Here is an 18306-nt window from a genome sequence, read left to right on the forward strand (position 1 = left end):
CTGCGGTGCATCAGACTTCTAACTGCCTGCACCACACCGTTGTGGTCCGCTACCAGAATGGCGAAAGTACCGGGCGCTACAAATACCGGAGAAGACCCTGGCCCCGCACTAAAAGAGGTCGTCGAGGCCCACAATGCGGAAGTTTTGCGGGTGCAGAAGGCTGGCCGTTTTGCTCTTCACATGAACATCCCCGCTGCACTGAACATATTGCTTTGTGTCATGAGCGATAACAGCGATGTGGTAGTCGTCCTTGCCAAGCTCAATCCGTACCTTTCTATTCAGATCGTCAAACTGAGTGTCTAGCGTGATCGTGCCTGCCTCATCCTCTTTCGGTTTGCTGAGCTTCGTTACGTACCCAGTCAATGTTCGGCCCGTCAAGACGTAGTCATCCTTGAAGTACCCGGAGGCCTTCTCAAGTATCTCGACTTGAGGGGCATCAAACTTGAAGGTGCGAGTCTCCGTTTCGAACATTGAACCTTCTGATGGGCTCACCTTAACTTCGAAGGCCCTGTTCCTCTTGATGCCACTGAAGCCTAGAAGGGCGTCACACATATTTGCGCTTGCCCCCTGAACGATGGTGGTCTCGAATTCCCGCAAGCTCCCAGTTTCCCGATATCGTTTACTAGCCTTTTCAAGAGCTTCCAGGCCGGTGACGAGGTTTAGAGTGACAGCCTTCGCAAGCGGAATTGAGTCCGCTTCTACTGGTGCCATCTTGCCTCCCTGAACTGGCGCGATGACGTTGACGACGTAGCTTCCGATTTCCGTCTGTCCAAGCAGCAAAGTGTCCACGTACTCCTTCGCATCAGGAGCTGGCTTGCCGGTGAAATGCTTACGTTTAGCGAAGATTGATTGTGCGGCCGCAGAAAGCAAGTCCTTGGCCTTGGTGATCAGTAGAACCCCGTCGTTAATCGGTATCGTGCCGTCGTCAGTATCAGCATGGATGACGCGAACGGTTATGACGTTCGCGAACATTCGTCCAATGTCGCTGATGACATCAAGCACCCCGCGCCGTTCAAAAGAGGCGACGGCTGCCAGTGCATCGCGAAGGCGCGGAACATAGTCCTTTACGGAGCGCGAAAGCGGGAGTACAACTTCCGCGTCAAGGTCATCCTGTCGGTTCCAGATGGTCGCGACGCTGCGAAGCTTGCCAGTTTGAACCCAATGCGCATTGCGCAGATACGCCTCCAGTTGTTCAGGCGAGACCTCCTTAGAGCGCTTGACGATTTCAGTCACAGCCACTCCCCCTCGCTGGCGCGATCCATCATGTTCAGCAGCGTGTCGCTTGTCAGGCGCTGATCAAGGGGAACCTCGACAGTGACACTGTGCTCGTTGTCGGTGGGACCATAGTCCCGAAGTGAAACCCAGTAGCAGTTGTTGAAGAGGGCTATGTAGCCGTCGTTATGCTCGATCCATCGGGCTGTGTCCGCTGGCACAAGCAAAACCGCGAGATAGCGGGGCGTGATCACATCGTCACCGCGCAAGTCGTCATAGTTCTTTCGAGGTAGCGGGAACTTAATCACACCGTCCCGTATAAGGTCTTGCGATGTGCACTTCAGCTGAAGCTGGATCTGTGGATTCCGAAACCTTCTCCCTCTGTAACCGACACTCTGGAAAAGGACGTCCACGCTGTCGTTGTCCACACGAAGGTCTCCGCGATTGATCCCGGCGTGGGCGGCCAACGCGGACAGGTATGCGTAGTTGAATTCCTCTTTCTGCTTTTTTGGATCCATACGTCTGACACCCCGCCCTTCTTATCTCGTCATGCTACACGCGAATGCATCCGAACAAGTCTGTAGCTACATGCAGCCTTGCCTTGTCTTGGCGCAGGCGGAAAGGCCCTAAATCCCCTTTTAGCTTTCGCCAGTTGCGGTGGCGCGATATCTTGGGCCGTGCGAACTTCGCAACCATTCACCAGCATCTGTCACAGCACCCTCACATCACACGTCTTGAGAGCAGGAGGTCGATATCGCCCTCTGCTCAACATTCAATGTGAAGGAACTGCTGTATGAATCGCGCTGTCTGGTTCAACGTATCGCCCGAGGGTGCCAAGGCCATCGGGACGCTGCACCACTTCGTCACCCAGGGCACGGGCCTGCCCAGCTTGCTGACGCACCTGGTCTTCCTGCGCGTGTCGCAGATCAACGGGTGCGCGCACTGCATCGACATCCACACGCGTGACCTGCTGGCCGAAGGCATGTCGGTGGAGAAGTTGGTGCTCGTCCCCGTGTGGCATGAGGCGGCGTATCTGTTCTCCGAGCAGGAGCGCGCTGCGCTGGCCTGGGCCGAGGAGGTGACGCGCGTGAGCGAGACCCATGCCTCTGATGAGGCCTATGCGGCCGCGCTGGCCGTGTTTGGCGAGAAGGACCTGGTGGACCTGACGCTCACGATTGCCACCATGCATGCCATCAACCGCATGGGCGTCAGCTTTCGCATGAAGCCTCGCGCCAAGGCGTAAAAGGAAAAAAAGAAGCCCGGCTTGCGCCGGGCTTCCCGCTTTTCAAGCGTTGAACTGATTACTTACAGCTGAAACTGCTTGCGCTTTCCACATCCCCCGTGCCGTTGTAGCGTGCCACCTTGGGGTACACGCACAGCGGCCGGGTGCGGTTGGCGGACCAGCTGGCGGGCAGTTCGGCGTTGACCACATTGGCGCCTGCGCCGCGCACTTTCGCCGTCACGCTGTCGGGGGCCTTGCCTTGTTCCACCCACGCCACCAGCGGGGCCAGCATGTCGAACTGGTCGGTGGCGGGGCCGCCGGAGCAGTGGTTCATGCCGGGCACCAGGAACAAGCGGGCAAAGGCGTCGGCCTTGCCGCTGTGGTTGGCCTGCAGGCGGTCCATCCAGTTGGCGGTGTCCATGGGCGAGAACACGCCGTCGGCCACGCCGTGGAAGACGATCATCTTGGCGCCCCGGTTCTTCAGGGCGCTCAGGTCGGCTTCGTTGGGCGGGGTCATGTACGACCAGGGCGACTCGGTGTACGTGGTGTTGGTGGCGAACATCTTGGGGTAGTCGGTCTCCATGCTGAAGTTCAGCGCGTACTGCATGCCAGGGATGGCGGTGAATGCGGCCACGCTGGATGGGGGCGACGTGAAGATGAAGGCCACTGCACCTGCGTCGCGCGTGGCGGGCGCGCCAAAGTGCCACGATGCAAAGTTGGCGCCCGCAATGCCGGGGTCGAACCAGGTGCCGGTGTACTGCGCTTCGCCCTTGCTGTTCTTGGGGCCCGCAAAGATGCTGGCCAGCACGCCCTTTTGCTCGGTGGTGATGCAGCTGCCGTCGCGCGCGCCGGTGCAGGTGGGCACGTCGGTCTGCAGGTTGAAGGCGGCCTGGCAGGCGGCCACGTCGTTGACCTGGCCGTCGGCCACGCCGTCCAGTGCGTCGCACTTGGCGACGATCTTGCTGCTGATGAGCTTGAACTCGGCCGGGCTCACGGCGGTGGTCAGGTCGGGCAGGCCGGTGGTGGCGTCTTTGGTGGACACCTTGGCGTATTGCTGGGCCTTCCACAGTTGCGTGGTGGCGGCCTTGGGCAGGTGAAAGCCGGGGTTGCCCGCCAGGATGCCGTCGTACTGGTCGGCATAGCGCGATGCGCCCACCATGGCGTGGCGGCCGCCGTTGGAGCAGCCGGCCAGGTACGAGCGGTCGGGCGCCTTGCCGTAGGCGCTCTTGATGAGGTTCTTGGCCATGGGGGTGAGGGTGCCCACGGCCTGGTAGCCGTAGTCCAGCCGGGCTTGCGGGTCCACGCCAAAGAACGGGGTGGGTGCGCCATGGCCTGCGTCAGAGCTGAGCACCGCAAAGCCTTGCACCAGGCCGGGTGCCACGGGTGCGGCGCCGCTCACCGAGCCCAGCGCGGTGACCACGCTGCCGTCCAGGCCGCCGTTGGCCTGGTGCAGAAAGCGGCCGTTCCATTCCACGGGCAGGCGCATTTCAAACCCGATGGCGTAGCTGGCGCCGTCCACGGGGCCGGTGCGCTCTTTCATCTTGCCTTTGACGAGGCAGTGCGCGGGCGCCTGGGTGGTCACGCCCTGCACGGTGATGGGGCCTGCGGGCACCTGTTCGGCTGAGGTGATGCGCGTGTCGGGCAGCGCCAGGCTGCTGGCCAGCGTGGCGCACGACTGCAGGGTGGCCGGTGTGGCGGCGGAGAGCTGGGGCAGGGCGGCATCGGACGAGCCGCCACAGCCCATGAGCAAGGCAGCGGCTGCGGCCGAGAGCGCCAGGGGTTGGTGGGCACGCATCCGGTTTCTTCTCATCTTCAAGCGCATGGTGTTGTCTCCAGTGGTTTTTTTGAGGCGCAAGGAACCCCGCAACGTGGCCTCAACACGCTGTGGGAGGGAGATCGATGGAAGATGTGTTTGCTACTGAATCAGGAGCTGTTGGCGCATATGGTTCATGCGTTTGCGGCCTCCTGGGGCCTGAATTCAAACGCCTGGGCAATGCGCTGGCGCAGGATGGTGGTGCGCAGGTCGAATTCGGGCAGCACCCACTGGGCGAAGGCCTGGGCGGGTGGGGTCCAGCGGTCTGTGGCGGCCGTGGACTGTTCCGCGCGGTGGGGGCGGGCGGCGCTGATCTGGGCCCAGGCCCATTCCAGCAGCACCAGCGCCACGGCGCGCAGGTAGTCGTCGGCTACCCAGTAGGGCAGTTCGGGGTCGGACTGGGCGGCAATCGCCAGGGTCTGCGTGATCTCGACCAGCGCATGGCGGCGCGCGCTGGCGGCGGCGCTGGGGGCTGCGCCGGGCAGGCTGCCCAGCAGGGCGCCCAGGCCCTGGCCGCCATCGGCCAGCACCTTGCGCACCAGCAGGTCGATGGCCTGAATCTCGTTGGTGCCCTCGTAGATCATGGCCACACGCGCGTCGCGCACGATCTGCTCGATGCCCCATTCACGCACATAACCGTGGCCGCCAAACACCTGCAGGCAGGCGCTGGCGCCGTGGAAAGCCTGGTCGGTGAGTGCCGCCTTGAGCACGGGCGTGACCAGCGCGCACCAGCGCTGCGCGGCGGCGCGTTCGCCGGCGTCGGTGCTGTGCTTGGCCACATCGAGCTGCAGGGCCGTGTGGTAGGCCAGCACGCGGCCGCCGTCGATCCATGCACGCTGCGTGTGCAGGATGCGGCGGATGGCGGGGTGGTCTTGAATGAGGCTGGTGTCCTTGGCGCCGGGGGCGCGCATCTGGCGGCGCTCTGCGGCATAGGCGCTGGCCTTTTGCCACGCGGCCTCCAGCAGGCCAATGCCTTGCAGGCCCACGTGCAGGCGGGCGGCGTTCATCATCACGAACATGGCGTTCAGGCCCTTGTTCGGCTCGCCCACCAGCCAGCCGGTGGCGTCATCAAAGCGCATCACGCAGGTGGGGCTGCCGTGCAGGCCCATCTTTTCTTCGATGCGTTCGCAGACCACGGCATTGCGGCTTCCATCCTGAAGCACCTTGGGCACCAGGAACAGCGACAGGCCCTTGGGCCCCGCCGGCGCATCGGGCAGGCGCGCCAGCACCAGGTGCACGATGTTGTCCGTCAGGTCGTGTTCGCCGCCAGAGATAAAGATCTTGCTCCCGTTCACCCGCGCGCTGCCGTCGGGCTGGGGCACGCCGCGTGTGCGCACCATTCCCAGGTCGCTGCCCGCGTGGGCTTCGGTCAGGCACATGGTGGCCAGCAATTCGCCGGTGGCGACCTTCTCCAGGTACTGGGCCTTGAGTTCAGCGCTGGCGTGGTGCTTGATGCATTCGTACGCGCCGTGCAGCAGGCCGGGCGCCATGGTCCAGCCGTGGTTGGCTCCGGCCAGCCATTCAAACAGCACACACTCCAGCACCGCAGGCAGGCCCTGGCCGCCATCGTCGGGCGCGCAAGACAGCGACGGCCAGCCCGCCTGCCAGAAGGCCTGGTACGCATCGCGAAAACCTGCTGGGGTGTGCACCTGCCCGCCGTCAAAGCGGCAGCCTTCTTCATCGCCGCTGCGCTGCAGCGGGGCGATGGCGCTGTCCACAAACTTAGCCGCTTCGTCCAGCACCTGGGCCGCCAGGTCGCCATCGGTATCCGCAAACGGCGCCAGGCCCTGCCAGCGCGTGGGCGCCTTCAGCACGGTGGTCAGCAGGTGCTGGATGTCGGCAAGGGTTTGGCGGGCTTGCATGGTTTGCTCTCTTATTGGTAGCTGTCTGCGCTTGTTGGATGTGCGCTAGCGGCTGTTTTCTTCTATTTTTTGCCATGCGGCAGCCCGGACTGGGGTCAGTCCGGACCTGCGGCGCAGGGGAAATCAGGACTCTGCGGTGAAGCCGATCTTCTTGATCAGCGGGCCCCAGCTGTCGTACTCGGCCTTTTGCCAGCGGGCCTGTTCTTCAGGGGTGGAGCCATGGGGCATCAGGCCCACGATGGCCAGGCTGTCGATGACCGACTTTTCCTTCAGCGCAGCGTTGATGGCGGCGTTGGCAGCAGCAATCACCGGCTTGGGCGTGGCGGCCGGGGCGTAGAAGCCAAACCATTCTTCGGTGGTCAGCTCAGGGAAGCCCTGTTCGGCAAACGTGGGCACATCCGGCACGTAGATGGAGCGCTTGGGGCCCGAGGTGGCCAGGATGCGCAGCTTGCCGGCCTTGTAGTTGGCGATGAAGTCGCCGTGCGGCGTGACCATGGCAGCCACCTGGCCGCCCACCACGTCCGTCACGCCAGGGATGGAGCCACGGTAGGGCACGTGGCGCAGGTCCACACCGCTGTTGATGCCCAGCAGCGCACCCAGGAAGTGGGGCGTGGAGCCCGCGCCGGGCGAGCCGTAGCTGGCGTCCTTGGGGTTGGCCTTGGCCCAGGCCAGGAAGTCCTTCACGTTCTTCACGCTGGCGGGCACCATGGGGCCCACGGCCAGGCCGTGGTGCATGATGGCCGCGATCGACACGGGCGCGAAGTCCTTGTCGGTGTAGTTCATCTTGCTGTAGATGTGCGGGTAGTTGGCCAGGGCCGACACCTGCGCCACGGCCAGCACCGAGCCGTCGGCGGGCGCTGCTTTGAGCGTCTCCAGCGCAATGCGGCCGCCTGCGCCGGGCTTGTTTTCCACCACGCCAGGGTTCTTGCTGAACGCGCTGCCGGCCCACTTCTCGGCCACGCGGCGGGCCACAGTGTCGCCCGAGCTGCCGGCGGGGAAGCCGAAGTACACCTTCACCTGGTCCACCTGGGCGTTGGCGGCAAAGGGGTGGAAGGCGCCCAGCGCGGCGCTGGCGCCAAGGGCCTGAACAAATTGACGGCGGGTGGTGGTCATGCTGATGTCTCCTGGTGTGTGTCTGACGGAAATCTCGGGGGTCAAGCCGGGGCGCTTGCGCGCCCTCTTGTTATTGATGGTTGGCGTGGGGCGCTCTTTGTTTACCGGGGCGCCATGCGCAGGGCACCGTCCAGGCGAATGACTTCGCCGTTCAGGTGGCCGTTGGTCACGATATGGCAAGCCAGCTCGGCAAACTCTTCGGGTTTGCCCAGGCGTGGCGGGAAGGGGATGCTGGCCGCCAGCGACTGTTGCACGGCCTCGGGCAGCTCCTTCATCAGCGGCGTGGCAAACAGGCCGGGCGCCACGGTGCACACGCGGATGGCGTGCTGCGCCAGGTCGCGCGCCATGGGCAGCGTCATGCCGGCCAGGCCCGCCTTGGAGGCGCTGTAGGCCTGCTGGCCCACCTGACCGTCAAAGGCGGCCACCGATGCGGTGAACATCATCACGCCACGCTCGCCGTTGTCCAGCGTGGGCAGCTTGCTGCAGGCGGCGGCAAACAGGCGGCTCACGTTGTAGCTGCCGATGAGGTTGATGTTGATCACGCGCACGAAGTCCTCGAGCGGTGCAGCGCTTCCGTCGCGCTGCACCACGCGCTTGGCGCTGCCGATGCCGGCCACGTTCATGAGGATGCGGGCGGGGCCGTGGGCGGCGGCAGCCTTCTCCAGCGCGTCGGTCACGCTGGCGGCGTCGGTGATGTCGCATGGGCAGGCTACGCCGCCAATTTCAGCAGCCACTTTTTCGGCCAGCTCGGCATTGCGGTCGAGCACGGCCACCTTGGCGCCCAGGCGGGCCAGTTCGCGTGCGGTGGCCTCGCCGAGGCCCGATGCGCCGCCGGTCACGAGGGCGGCTTGTCCTTGAATCTGCATGGTGGGTCTGTCCTGTTCGGGGTGGGGTTCAGGCGCCGGGCTTGAGGATGCCCGGTGCCGTGTCGTCGTGCAAGGCCGTGACGAGCGCATCCCGGTGCTTGAGCACGGCGCGCTGGTTGACGGAGCCCTTGTCGGTGATCTCGCCCTTGTCGATGGAGGGTGGCTCGGCCATCAGCAGCGCGCGGGCCACGCGGCTGGCGCTGCCGGTGGCTTCGCGGGCCAACCCGTCCAGCACCGCCTCGATGCGCTGGCGCACGGCGGGGTGGGCCACCACGTCGGCCCAGGGGGCATCGGGGCTCAGGCCGGCCACTTCGCGGCAGGCGGGGGAGGGGAACAGCAGGGCGCCCACTTCCTTCATGTTCAGGCCGGTGAGCACCACGTCCTGGATGTAGGGCGCGCCCGCCACGATGATCTTGGCGCGCATGGGGCCCACGCTCACGAAGGTGCCGGTGGAGAGCTTGAAGTCTTCGGCAATGCGGCCGTCAAACGCCAGGCCGCGGTGGATGTTGTTCTCGTCGATCCACTTCACGGCGTCGCCGGTGCACAGGTAGCCTTCGTCGTCGAACGCATCGCGTGTGGCGGCGTCGGAGCGCCAGTAGCCGGGCGTGACGTTGGGGCCGCGGTAGCGCACCTCGGTCTTGCCGTCCACCTCCACCAGCTTGAGCACCATGCCGGGCACAGGCGCGCCGATGTGGCCAGAGCGCACGTCGGGGCTGTTGCAGAACATGGCCGAGGGGGCGGATTCGGTCATGCCCAGGCCGGTGCACATCACGATGCGCTCGCCAATGGCGGCCTCTTGCGTGGCGTGCAGGCTGTCCCACACAGGCTGGGCCAGGCCGGCGCCCGAGTAGAAGAACAGGCGCACGCGCGACAGCAGGTTGGCGCGCAGCTGGGCGTCGGTCTTCATGGCCTCGGCAATCATTTCAAAGCCGGTAGGCACGTTGAAGTACACCGTGGGGGCGATCTCGCGCAGGTTGCGCAGGGTCTCGCCAATCAGTGCAGCGGTGGGCTTGCCGTCGTCGATGTACAGCGTGCCGCCGTGCATCATCGTGAGGCCGAAGTTGTGGTTGCTGCCGAAGGTGTGGTTCCATGGCAGCCAGTCCACCAGCACGGGCGAGGCCTCGGCCAGCACGGGCAGCGACAGCGAGATCTGCTGCAGGTTGGCGCACCACATGCGCTGGGTGTTGATGACCGGCTTGGGCATCTTGGTGGAGCCGCTGGTGAACAGGAACTTCACGATGGTGCCGGGGCCGGTGGCGTGCATGGCAGCGTCCACCGCCGGGGTGGCGGTGGTGTGGCGCAGGCTCTGGAAGGTGCCCACCTTGCGGCCCTCCAGCGCGCCCTGGGCCAGGATCACTTCGACATCGGCCGCCACGGTGGCCGCAATGGCCTTGCCGTAGCGTGCGCCGTCGGCGGCAAACACCAGGCCGGGGGTGAGGGTGTCGATGACGTGGCGCAGCTTGTCGTAGTCCTGGCTCACGGTGGCGTAGGCGGGCGACACGGGGCAGTAGGGCACACCGGCGTAGATGCAGCCCAGCGCCAGCAGCGCGTGCTCAATCGTGTTCTCGCTCAGCACCACCACCGGGCGCTCGGCGTTCAGGCCACGGTCCAGCAGGGCTTGGCCGATGCTGCGCGCGGCGTCTAGCGCCTGGGCGTAGCTCACATGCTGCCAGTCACCCGTCTTGCCACCGGGCAGTTGCTCGCGGCGTGCCAGAAAGCTGTGGTCGGGCGTGGTCTCCGCCCAGTGCACCAGGTAGTCCGTCACGCGGCGCGCAAAGGCGCCCAGGGGCAGGTCCGCCTGCAGGTAACGCACGCCCGGTGCACCGTCACGCAGGCTGACGCGGGTCACGCCGAAGGTCACGGGGCGGTAGCGGGCCGGGGCGAGGGGGGTGGAGAGGTCGCTCATAGGGGTTCCAGCAGGGGCAAGGGGTGACTGGGGGCGGGCTCAGTCCTTGCGGACCTTGGCGGCGCGGCCTTCCAGGAAGTCGGCGAGGCGGGACTTGGCTTCAGGGGCGCTCTGGGCGATGGCAGCCATCATGGCTTCGGTGAAGAAGCCCTGGTCGGCGGGCTGCTCGGCAATGCGGGGCAGGGCGTGCATCAGCGCGTAGTTGGTCAGCGGCGCGTTCTGCGCCACGCGCACGGCCAGCTCGAAGGCTTTGTCAAAGGCCTGGCCTTCGGGCACGAGGTACTGGGCAAAGCCGACCTTTTCGCCGTCCTGCGCGTTGTAGACGCGGCCGGTGAGCATCATGTCCGTCATGCGTGCAGCGCCGATGAGCTTGGGGATGCGCACCGCGCCGCCGCCGCCCACGAAGATGCCGCGCGAGCCCTCGGGCAGCGCATAGAAGGTGGATTCGTCGGCCACACGGATGTGGCAGGCGCTGGCCAGCTCCAGCCCGCCGCCCACCACGGCGCCATGCAGCGCAGCGATGACCGGCACGGGGCCGTACTGCACACGCTCCAGCGCGGCGTGCCACATGCGTGAGTGGTGCAGGCCCTGGCCGGCGTCGCGCTCTTTGAGCTCCGACAGGTCCAGCCCGGCGCAGAAATGGGGGCCGTCGCCATCGATGACGGCCGCGCGCACGGTGCTGGGCATTTTCTCGAACAGGTCGCGCAGCGCGAGGATCAGGCCGTCGTTCAGCGCGTTGCGCTTGGCCGCGCGGGTCAGGCGGATCACGGCCACTTCCTGGTGGTCGCCGCGCAGCTCGAAATGGATGTCTGGATGGGTCATAGAGGCTTTCGTGTTGGTTGAATTGTGGTTATAGTTCATAACCAATTCAAGCAAGCCAAGCCCGTTTTTTATTGGTGTTTACCCTTGATCTGCGTCACGCGCCGTGGCGCATGCTGGGGGTTTGACGCCGCACCGGCGGGCGCCAACCCAGGAGACACGCATGGACCACGCCAATCTGATCGCCATCGACATCCACACCCACGCCGAGGTGAGCTGCTGGAACCCCTTTGACAACTACGGCGAGGAGTACGACCGCGCCGCCGACAAGTACTTCAAGAACGGCCGCCGCCCCACCATTGCCGAGACGGTGGCCTACTACCGCGAGCAGAAGATTGGCCTGGTGATGTTCACGGTGGACGCCGAGTCCAAGATGGGCCGCCGCCGCATCCCCAACGAAGAGATCGCCGAGGCCGCCAAGGCCAACAGCGACATGATGACGGCCTTCGCCAGCATCGACCCCCACAAGGGCAAGATGGGCGCGCGCGAAGCCCGCCGCCTGATCGAGGAGTTCGGCATCAAGGGTTTCAAGTTCCATCCCACGGTGCAGGCCTACCACCCCTACGACAAGATGGCCTGGCCCATCTACGAGGTGATCGCCGAATACGGCATGCCCGCCATCTTCCACACCGGCCACAGCGGCATCGGCAGCGGCATGCGCTGCGGCGGCGGCCTGCGGCTGGAGTACAGCAACCCCATGCACCTGGACGACGTGGCCATCGACTTCCCCGACATGCAGATCGTGATGGCCCACCCCAGCTTTCCGTGGCAGGACGAGGCGCTTTCGGTTGCCACGCACAAGCCCAATGTCTGGATCGACCTGTCGGGCTGGAGCCCCAAGTATTTTCCGAAGCAGCTGGTGCAGTACGCCAACACGCTGCTGAAGGACCGCGTGCTGTTCGGCAGCGACTACCCGCTGATCACGCCCGAGCGCTGGATGAAGGACTTCCAGGAAGCGGGCTTCAAGCCTGAGGTGATGCCCGGCATCCTGAAGGGCAACGCGGTGCGCTTGCTGGGGCTGGACAAACCGATCTCCGGTGGCGCTTCGCTTTAACTGGAAACACTCCTCTTGGAGCATTCGAAGCTCCGCTCGATTGGTCAAGAGTGACTTGTTCCGACCTTGCTGAGGTACTCCGATGCTTGGGTCGCTACATCGGGTGTGAGTTGCTGTGCGTTCCAGTCCCCCCAATTTTCCCATAAAGCGCATGTGCTTACTCAGCAAGCAGAGCGTTTTGAGTGATTGCGATCTCCGTGCTGAGCTGTTACGTCTGGTCAATTTAGTGACATGAATGACACTTGCTGTTACAAAGACTCCGAACTAACTGAGCGTTGAATGATGGAGAAAAAAATTGCGGTATTGCTTGCCGCGGTGATAGCAGTAACCGGATGCGCCACCGGTTCCAAGGACATTGCCTCCGCGTACATTTCGCCGGTCCAATTTCAAAACTACGACTGTTATCAGATTGGACTAGAGGCACAACGATTGACAGGAAGGTTGCAGCAACTGGGCGGTCGGCTTGACGAAGCGGCCAGCAATGATCGTGCGATCGCCGGCGTTGGGGTAATTCTTTTCTGGCCAGCGCTTTTCGCTTTGGGTGGTACAAAGCAGCAGGAAGCTGAATATGCTCGACTCAAGGGTGAGGCAGAGGCCCTTCAACAAGCCGCAGTCGCCAGGAAGTGCGTCGGGATGAATCCGGAGAACCCACCAGCAATCATTCATGGGCCAAAACCGGCGTTAACCAAGCCTAACGCGAGTGAATCGATTGAGTGCGTACGGCAAGGCTTACGAGTAGGCGACAAAGTGACCATTCTTGGAATGGGTGATGTAGTCATCAGGGAGGTGAAGACTTCAAACACACACTGTCCCGGAACCGGCGGCAATTTATTGCCTGTTTTGGTGTCTAAAGAGTTATCCCCGATTCCTCCAACTTTAGTGCTAGTTGAGCCTCCCACTCTCCCCCCGAGGGCATCTGCACAATCAGTGGTTGAACGTCTCAGGGAGCTGAAGAAGCTGCGCGAAGAAAATTTAATTACCCAGGAAGCGTACGAATCTAAGCAGCGAGAGATTCTTGCAAGTCAATAGACCGGGGAATCTCGATGCCTGGGTTGCTGGGTACCGGGTTCGCGGTACCAGGCGTTGCGGGAAGCTGTTGTTAGAGGCTTTCATGTCGCGAATCGGCTCTTAGCCGCGGTCGTCTGACTAGTCCAAACTTGTTTGGCGACCGTCAGCCTAGCTGGAGTAGCCCGAACGTCAGTCATACACCTTCTGCAGCAGCCGGATCAGCGTCTTGCGCTCGGCCGTCGTCAGGCGGTTGGTGGCGTCTTCTTCCAGTTGCGCGGCCGTCTGCTCGGCCTGCGCGGTCAATTCCACCCCGGCGGGCGTCAGGTGCACGCCCATGGCACGCCCGTCGCTGGGGTGTGGGCGGCGCTCGATCAGGCCGCGCCGTTCCAGCGCCGCAATCAAGCCCACCATGTTGGGCGGCAGCACGCTGAGCGTGGCGCACAGCTGGCGCGAGGTGATGCCCGGGTTGTGCGCCACCAGCGACAGCACCGAGAAATCCACCACCTTCAGGTCGTACACGGCCATGCGTTCCATGAACACGGCAATGATGGACAGCGCCGCGCGCCGCGTGTTGTAGCCCACCAGCGTGCGCAAAAAGCCGGTGTCCACGGGCTCGCTGGCGGGCGCTGCGGTGTCTGCGGGGGCGGGAACCGAGGGGGATTTCTTGGGGGAACGGACGCTGGACATGGGGGGAGATTGTGCCGGGCGCCCGGCCTCCAGGGGCCGGTACGCCGCGCCCGGCAGGTGCTGTGGGCCCTCTTTTTGATCGAAATCAGCCGCAGGCGCTAGTGAAACATGCGCCAGGTGCTATCAATTTGATATCTGCCCGCACCGCCGCCCCGGTTGTGCTTGCCGCGCCGCCAGCGCCCCTCACGCCGGGCTGCGCAGCACGCGGCGGTACTGCACGGCCTCTGCGACGTGGCTGACCTCGGTGGTCGGCACGCCCGCCAGGTCGGCGATGGTGCGCGCCACCTTCAGCGCCCGGTGCGTGCTGCGGGCCGACCAGCCCAGGCGCGCGGCAGCGGTGTTGAGGAACTTGGCGGCCGCATCATCCAGGTGCAGGTGGGCGTCGATGGCCTGGCCCTGCAGCGCCTGGTTGGTGCAGCCCTGGCGCGCCAGGGCCAGGGCGCGGGCCTGCTCCACCCGGGCGCGGATGCTGGCGGTGGACTCGCCCGCAGCCGCCTGCACCAGTTGCTCGGCGGGCAGGGCGGGCACCTCCACATGCAGGTCGATGCGGTCCAGCAGCGGGCCGCTGAGCTTGGCCTGGTAGCGGTGCACCTGGTCAGGCGTGCAGCGGCAGGCGCGCTGGGTGGACCCCAGAAAGCCGCAGGGGCACGGATTCATCGCCGCAATCATCTGGAACCGGGCCGGAAACTCCGCGCGTTGCGCCGCCCGGGCGATGGTGATGTGGCCGGTCTCCAGCGGCTCGCGCAGGGCCTCCAGTGCAGCGCGGGGGAACTCGGGGAGTTCATCGAGGAAGAGCACGCCCTGGTGGGCCAGCGAAATCTCGCCCGGCCGGGGTGGCGAGCCACCGCCCACCAGCGCCACCGCGCTGGCCGTGTGGTGGGGCTGGCCGGTAGGGCGCACGCCAAAAGCCTCGGGCCGAAAGCGCCCTGCCAGACTGGCAATGGCGGCGCTCTCCAGCGCTTCGTCCACCGTCATCGCGGGCAGCAGCCCGGCAAAACGCTGCGCCAGCATCGACTTGCCCGAGCCCGGTGGCCCGGCCATCAGCACGCTGTGGCCGCCAGCCGCTGCAATCTCCAGCGCGCGCTTGGCGCCTGCCTGGCCCTTCACATCGGCCATGTCGGGCCCGGTGGTGCTGGCGGCGAGCGCGGTGGCCTGCAGGCGCGTCCAGCCGTCGTTGGCCACGTCGGCATCGCCACCGGCCGTGCTGCCGGGTGGCAGGAACGCGCGCACCACGTCCAGCAGGTGGCGGGCACGCACCACGCGCGCGGCGGGCACCAGGGCGGCTTCTTCGGCGCTGCCGGGGGGCAGCACCAGCTGGGCGTCGATCTGCTGCGTCTGCAGCGCCAGGCTGGTGGCCAGCGCACCGCGCACGGGGCGCAACTCGCCCGACAGCGACAGCTCGCCCGCAAACTCGTAGCCCGCCAGGCGGCTGGCGTCCACCTGCCCGCTGGCGGCGAGGATGCCCAGGGCGATGGGCAGGTCAAAGCGACCCGAGTCCTTGGGCAGATCGGCGGGGGCCAGGTTGACGGTAATGCGCTTATTGGTCGGGAACTCCAGCCCCGCGTTCTGCAGTGCCGAGCGCACACGCTCGCGGGCTTCTTTCACCTCCACCTCGGCCAGCCCGACCAGGGTGAAGCTGGGCAAACCGTTGGCCAGATGCACTTCGACGGTGACTGCAGGCGCCTGCAGCCCCAGAAGGGCGCGGCTTTGCACCAAAGCAAGACTCATGAAGCGATTTCTCCCCAGATGGGTGCGTTTTGTAGGTTTTTAGCGCGGCCTGCGGGGCGTCTGCACCAGTTGAGTGCGGCGCTCCGGGCGCGGTCACCGCCACTGTACTGGGGATTGTTGTAACGCAACGCAACCGTGCGGCGCCCTGTGCACCTTGGCGTGGCACGGTCCGTGCTTAAAGCGCTTGTCCCTACTTTGTCCAACCGGAGGAAACATGACCCGCGCCATCATCAAGACCCTGGGCGTTGCCCTTGTTGCAACCCTTCCCATGCTGGCCAGCGCCCAGCTCACCGCCAACGTCAGCCTGACCACGAACTACAAGTTCCGCGGCCAGGACCAGGACACGTCCAAGGTCAAGACCGTCAAGCCCGCACTGCAAGGCGGCTTTGACTACACCTTCGGCGAGACCGGCTTCTACGTGGGCAACTGGAACTCCAGCGTGGACTGGCTGTCCGGCAACTCGCTCGAATCCGACCTGTACGGCGGCTACAAGTTCAAGGCTGGCGGCGTGGACCTGGATGTGGGTCTGCTGACCTACATCTACCCCGGCAACAGCGCGGGCAACACCACCGAAGTCTATGGCGCTGCCACCTTCGGCCCCGTGACGGCCAAGTACTCGCACACCCTGTCCAAGGACTACTTCGCCTACGCAGGTCCTGGCATGAAAGGCCGCAACACCGGCTACCTGAACCTGGCGTTTGCCCAGGAAGTGGCCCCCAGCACCACGCTGAAGGCATCGGTCGGTTTCACCCGCTTTGGTGGTGACATCACCGCCCCCAACTTCATGGATTACAGCCTGGGCGGTTCGTACGACTTCGGCGGCGGCGTGTCCCTCGGCGCTGCCGTGGTCGGCGCCACCAAGAAGGCCTTCTACGGCCCGGTCAACAAGTCGCGCGTGATCGTCACGCTCACCAAAACCCTGTAAGTCTCAATGGGCGCCGGTGGCGCCCATTCCGGAGGATCTGAAAATGAAAATGGTGACAGCCATCATCAAGCCCTTCAAGCTCGACGAAGTGCGCGAAGCGCTCTCCGACATCGGCGTGCAAGGCATCACGGTGACCGAAGTCAAAGGCTTTGGCCGCCAAAAGGGCCACACCGAGCTGTACCGCGGTGCAGAGTACGTGGTGGACTTTCTCCCCAAGGTCAAGATCGAGGCCGCTGTGGCCGACGACCTGGTGGACCGCGTGATCGAGTCCATCGAGACCGCAGCGCGCACCGGCAAGATCGGTGACGGCAAGATTTTCGTGACCCACCTGGAGCAGGTGGTGCGCATCCGCACTGGCGAAACCGGCAAGGAAGCCCTGTAAGGGCGAGGCCGCATCCCATCCAAGAAGAGAAACGCCATGAAAAAACTGCTTGCTTCCTTCATTCTGGGGCTCGGTCTGCTGACCATGGGCAACCTGTCCATGGCCCAGGCGCCTGCCGCCACCGAGCCCGCCGCCGCAGCCCCCGCTGCTGCAGCACCGGCCGCTGATGCTGCTGCACCTGCAGCTCCCGCAGCCGCTGCCGCGCCTGCCGCAGAAGCCGCCGCCGCGCCGGCAGCCCCTGCGGCCCCAGCGCCCAAGGTCGATTCCGGCGACACCGCCTGGATGCTGACCTCCACGCTGCTCGTGATCCTGATGACCATCCCTGGCCTGGCCCTGTTCTACGGCGGCCTGGGCCGCAGCAAGAACATGCTGTCGGTGCTGATGCAGGTCTTCGTGGTGTTCTCGCTGATCTCGCTGCTGTGGGCCATCTATGGCTACAGCCTGGCGTTCTCGGGCGAGGGCAAGTTCTTCGGCGGCTTCGACAAGATCTTCCTCAAGGGCGTGACCCAGGAGACCTTCGGCGCCCTGACCACGATTCCTGAGTACGTGTTCTTCGCGTTCCAGGGCACGTTTGCCGCCATCACTGTGGCACTGATCGTGGGCTCGTTCGCCGAGCGCATCAAGTTCGCTGCCGTGCTGATCTTCTCGGTGCTGTGGTTCACCTTCAGCTACGTGCCCATGGCCCACATCGTGTGGGGCGGCGGTCTGCTGGGTGCTGACGGTGCTCTGGACTTTGCGGGTGGCACCGTGGTGCACATCAACGCCGGTATCGCTGGCCTGGTGGGTGCATACATGGTGGGCAAGCGCATCGGCTTCGGCAAGGAAGCCATGACACCCCACAGCCTGACACTGACCATGGTGGGCGCCTCGCTGCTGTGGGTGGGCTGGTTCGGCTTCAACGCTGGCTCTGCCGGTGCTGCCAATGCCAACGCGGGCCTGGCTTTTGTGAACACCGTGCTGGCCACTGCCGCCGCCACGCTGTCGTGGATCGCTGGTGAAGCGCTGCACAAGGGCAAGGCCTCGATGCTGGGTGCTGCCTCCGGTGCGGTGGCGGGCCTGGTGGCCGTGACGCCTGCTGCAGGCTTCGTGGGCCCCATGGGTTCCATCGTGATGGGCCTGATCGCTGGTGTGGTCTGCCTGTGGGGTGTGGGTGGCCTCAAGCGCATGCTGAACGTGGACGACGCGTTTGACGTGTTCGGCGTGCACGGCGTGGGCGGTATCCTGGGTGCCATCCTGACTGGTGTGTTCGCTTCGCAAAGCCTGGGTGGCACGGGCGGCCTGACGCCTGACACCTTCGCCATGGGCGCTCAAGTCTGGGTGCAGGTCAAGAGCGTGCTGTTCACCATCGTCTGGTCTGGTGTGGTGGCGTTCATCGCCTACAAGATCGCCGACCTGCTCGTGGGCCTGCGTGTTTCGGAAGAAGCCGAACGCGAAGGTCTGGACATCACCTCGCACGGCGAAACGGCGTACAACCGCTGATCGCTCTGCGCCCCACGCGCTGCGGTGTCTGGTGGCACCGTGGCGTCGCAATAAGAACAAGCGAGTTACTCCTCTGGTTATTTCAGCCCGCCGACCACCGGCGGGCTTTTTTCGTACCGGTGGGTAGCGAGTGCGTGGGGGTGTGGGACTGGCGGGGACAAAAGCGCCCCGTGGCATCCGCCAGTCCTTTGCACACCCGCTGTTCAAAAAATTCACGCTCCTCCCCTGCC

The 18306-nt window shown here is 64.8% G+C and carries 16 protein-coding genes; 6 read left to right on the forward strand and 10 right to left on the reverse strand.

The annotated features are described in order from the left end of the window. Nucleotides 1-108: 108 nt before the first annotated feature. A complete protein-coding gene (locus ACODSU_RS02820) occupies nt 109-1233 on the reverse strand; it encodes a hypothetical protein (protein WP_488839898.1) in 1125 nt (374 codons plus the stop codon). Further along, entirely contained in the window at nt 1230-1730 is a 501-nt protein-coding gene (locus ACODSU_RS02825) for a DUF4365 domain-containing protein (RefSeq protein ID WP_476016422.1), read from the reverse strand. Before ACODSU_RS02825 ends, ACODSU_RS02820 begins: the two co-directional genes overlap by 4 nt. Nucleotides 1731-2005: 275 nt before the next feature. Here ACODSU_RS02825 and ACODSU_RS02830 point away from each other — a divergent pair, with 275 nt between their 5' ends. Beyond that, complete coding sequence (locus ACODSU_RS02830) at nt 2006-2455, forward strand: carboxymuconolactone decarboxylase family protein (protein WP_488839900.1); 450 nt, start codon at nt 2006-2008, stop codon at nt 2453-2455. A 58-nt stretch (nt 2456-2513) separates the two neighbouring features. Here ACODSU_RS02830 and ACODSU_RS02835 read toward each other — a convergent pair whose 3' ends face one another. From ACODSU_RS02835 to ACODSU_RS02860, 6 genes are all read right to left on the reverse strand, one after another. Beyond that, a complete protein-coding gene (locus tag ACODSU_RS02835) occupies nt 2514-4229 on the reverse strand; it encodes a tannase/feruloyl esterase family alpha/beta hydrolase (protein WP_488839902.1) in 1716 nt (571 codons plus the stop codon). 152 nt (nt 4230-4381) lie between these two features. Further along, nucleotides 4382-6109, reverse strand: coding sequence for an acyl-CoA dehydrogenase family protein (locus ACODSU_RS02840; RefSeq protein WP_488839904.1), 1728 nt, complete (start codon nt 6107-6109; stop codon nt 4382-4384). A 123-nt stretch (nt 6110-6232) separates the two neighbouring features. Beyond that, nucleotides 6233-7222: a Bug family tripartite tricarboxylate transporter substrate binding protein gene (locus ACODSU_RS02845; RefSeq protein WP_309827448.1), complete on the reverse strand. Its 990-nt coding sequence runs from the start codon at nt 7220-7222 to the stop codon at nt 6233-6235. A gap of 101 nt (nt 7223-7323) precedes the next feature. Continuing rightward, nucleotides 7324-8088 carry an SDR family NAD(P)-dependent oxidoreductase gene (locus ACODSU_RS02850; protein WP_488839907.1) on the reverse strand — a complete coding sequence of 255 codons (765 nt, stop codon included), beginning with the start codon at nt 8086-8088 and terminating at the stop codon, nt 7324-7326. Nucleotides 8089-8116: 28 nt separating this feature from the next. After that, nucleotides 8117-9994: a feruloyl-CoA synthase gene (locus ACODSU_RS02855; RefSeq protein WP_488839908.1), complete on the reverse strand. Its 1878-nt coding sequence runs from the start codon at nt 9992-9994 to the stop codon at nt 8117-8119. 39 nt (nt 9995-10033) lie between these two features. Continuing rightward, on the reverse strand, nt 10034-10816 hold the full coding sequence (locus tag ACODSU_RS02860) for a crotonase/enoyl-CoA hydratase family protein (protein ID WP_056057212.1): 783 nt from the start codon (nt 10814-10816) through the stop codon (nt 10034-10036). Nucleotides 10817-10976: 160 nt separating this feature from the next. Between ACODSU_RS02860 and ACODSU_RS02865 the strand changes: the two genes are divergently transcribed. Then, on the forward strand, nt 10977-11867 hold the full coding sequence (locus tag ACODSU_RS02865) for an amidohydrolase family protein (RefSeq protein WP_488839910.1): 891 nt from the start codon (nt 10977-10979) through the stop codon (nt 11865-11867). Nucleotides 11868-12146: 279 nt separating this feature from the next. Then, entirely contained in the window at nt 12147-12896 is a 750-nt protein-coding gene (locus tag ACODSU_RS02870; protein ID WP_488839912.1) for an SHOCT domain-containing protein, read from the forward strand. A 168-nt stretch (nt 12897-13064) separates the two neighbouring features. Here ACODSU_RS02870 and ACODSU_RS02875 read toward each other — a convergent pair whose 3' ends face one another. Together ACODSU_RS02875 and ACODSU_RS02880 are read right to left on the reverse strand one after the other, a co-directional pair. After that, nucleotides 13065-13562, reverse strand: a complete 498-nt coding sequence (locus ACODSU_RS02875; protein ID WP_488839914.1) for a MarR family winged helix-turn-helix transcriptional regulator — start codon at nt 13560-13562, stop codon at nt 13065-13067. Nucleotides 13563-13745: 183 nt separating this feature from the next. After that, complete coding sequence (locus ACODSU_RS02880) at nt 13746-15290, reverse strand: YifB family Mg chelatase-like AAA ATPase (RefSeq protein ID WP_488839916.1); 1545 nt, start codon at nt 15288-15290, stop codon at nt 13746-13748. Nucleotides 15291-15504: 214 nt separating this feature from the next. Between ACODSU_RS02880 and ACODSU_RS02885 the strand changes: the two genes are divergently transcribed. Genes ACODSU_RS02885 through ACODSU_RS02895 form a run of 3 tightly spaced genes read left to right on the forward strand, consistent with a single transcriptional unit; the run spans nt 15505 to nt 18076 of the window. Then, nucleotides 15505-16215: a TorF family putative porin gene (locus tag ACODSU_RS02885; RefSeq protein WP_015012093.1), complete on the forward strand. Its 711-nt coding sequence runs from the start codon at nt 15505-15507 to the stop codon at nt 16213-16215. 43 nt (nt 16216-16258) lie between these two features. Then, nucleotides 16259-16597 carry a P-II family nitrogen regulator gene (glnK, locus tag ACODSU_RS02890; RefSeq protein ID WP_015012094.1) on the forward strand — a complete coding sequence of 113 codons (339 nt, stop codon included), beginning with the start codon at nt 16259-16261 and terminating at the stop codon, nt 16595-16597. Between the two features lie 36 nt (nt 16598-16633). Continuing rightward, complete coding sequence (locus ACODSU_RS02895; RefSeq protein WP_015012095.1) at nt 16634-18076, forward strand: ammonium transporter; 1443 nt, start codon at nt 16634-16636, stop codon at nt 18074-18076. The last annotated feature ends 230 nt before the right edge of the window (nt 18077-18306 follow it).

It is taken from the genome of Acidovorax sp. FG48 (genome assembly GCF_057809085.1).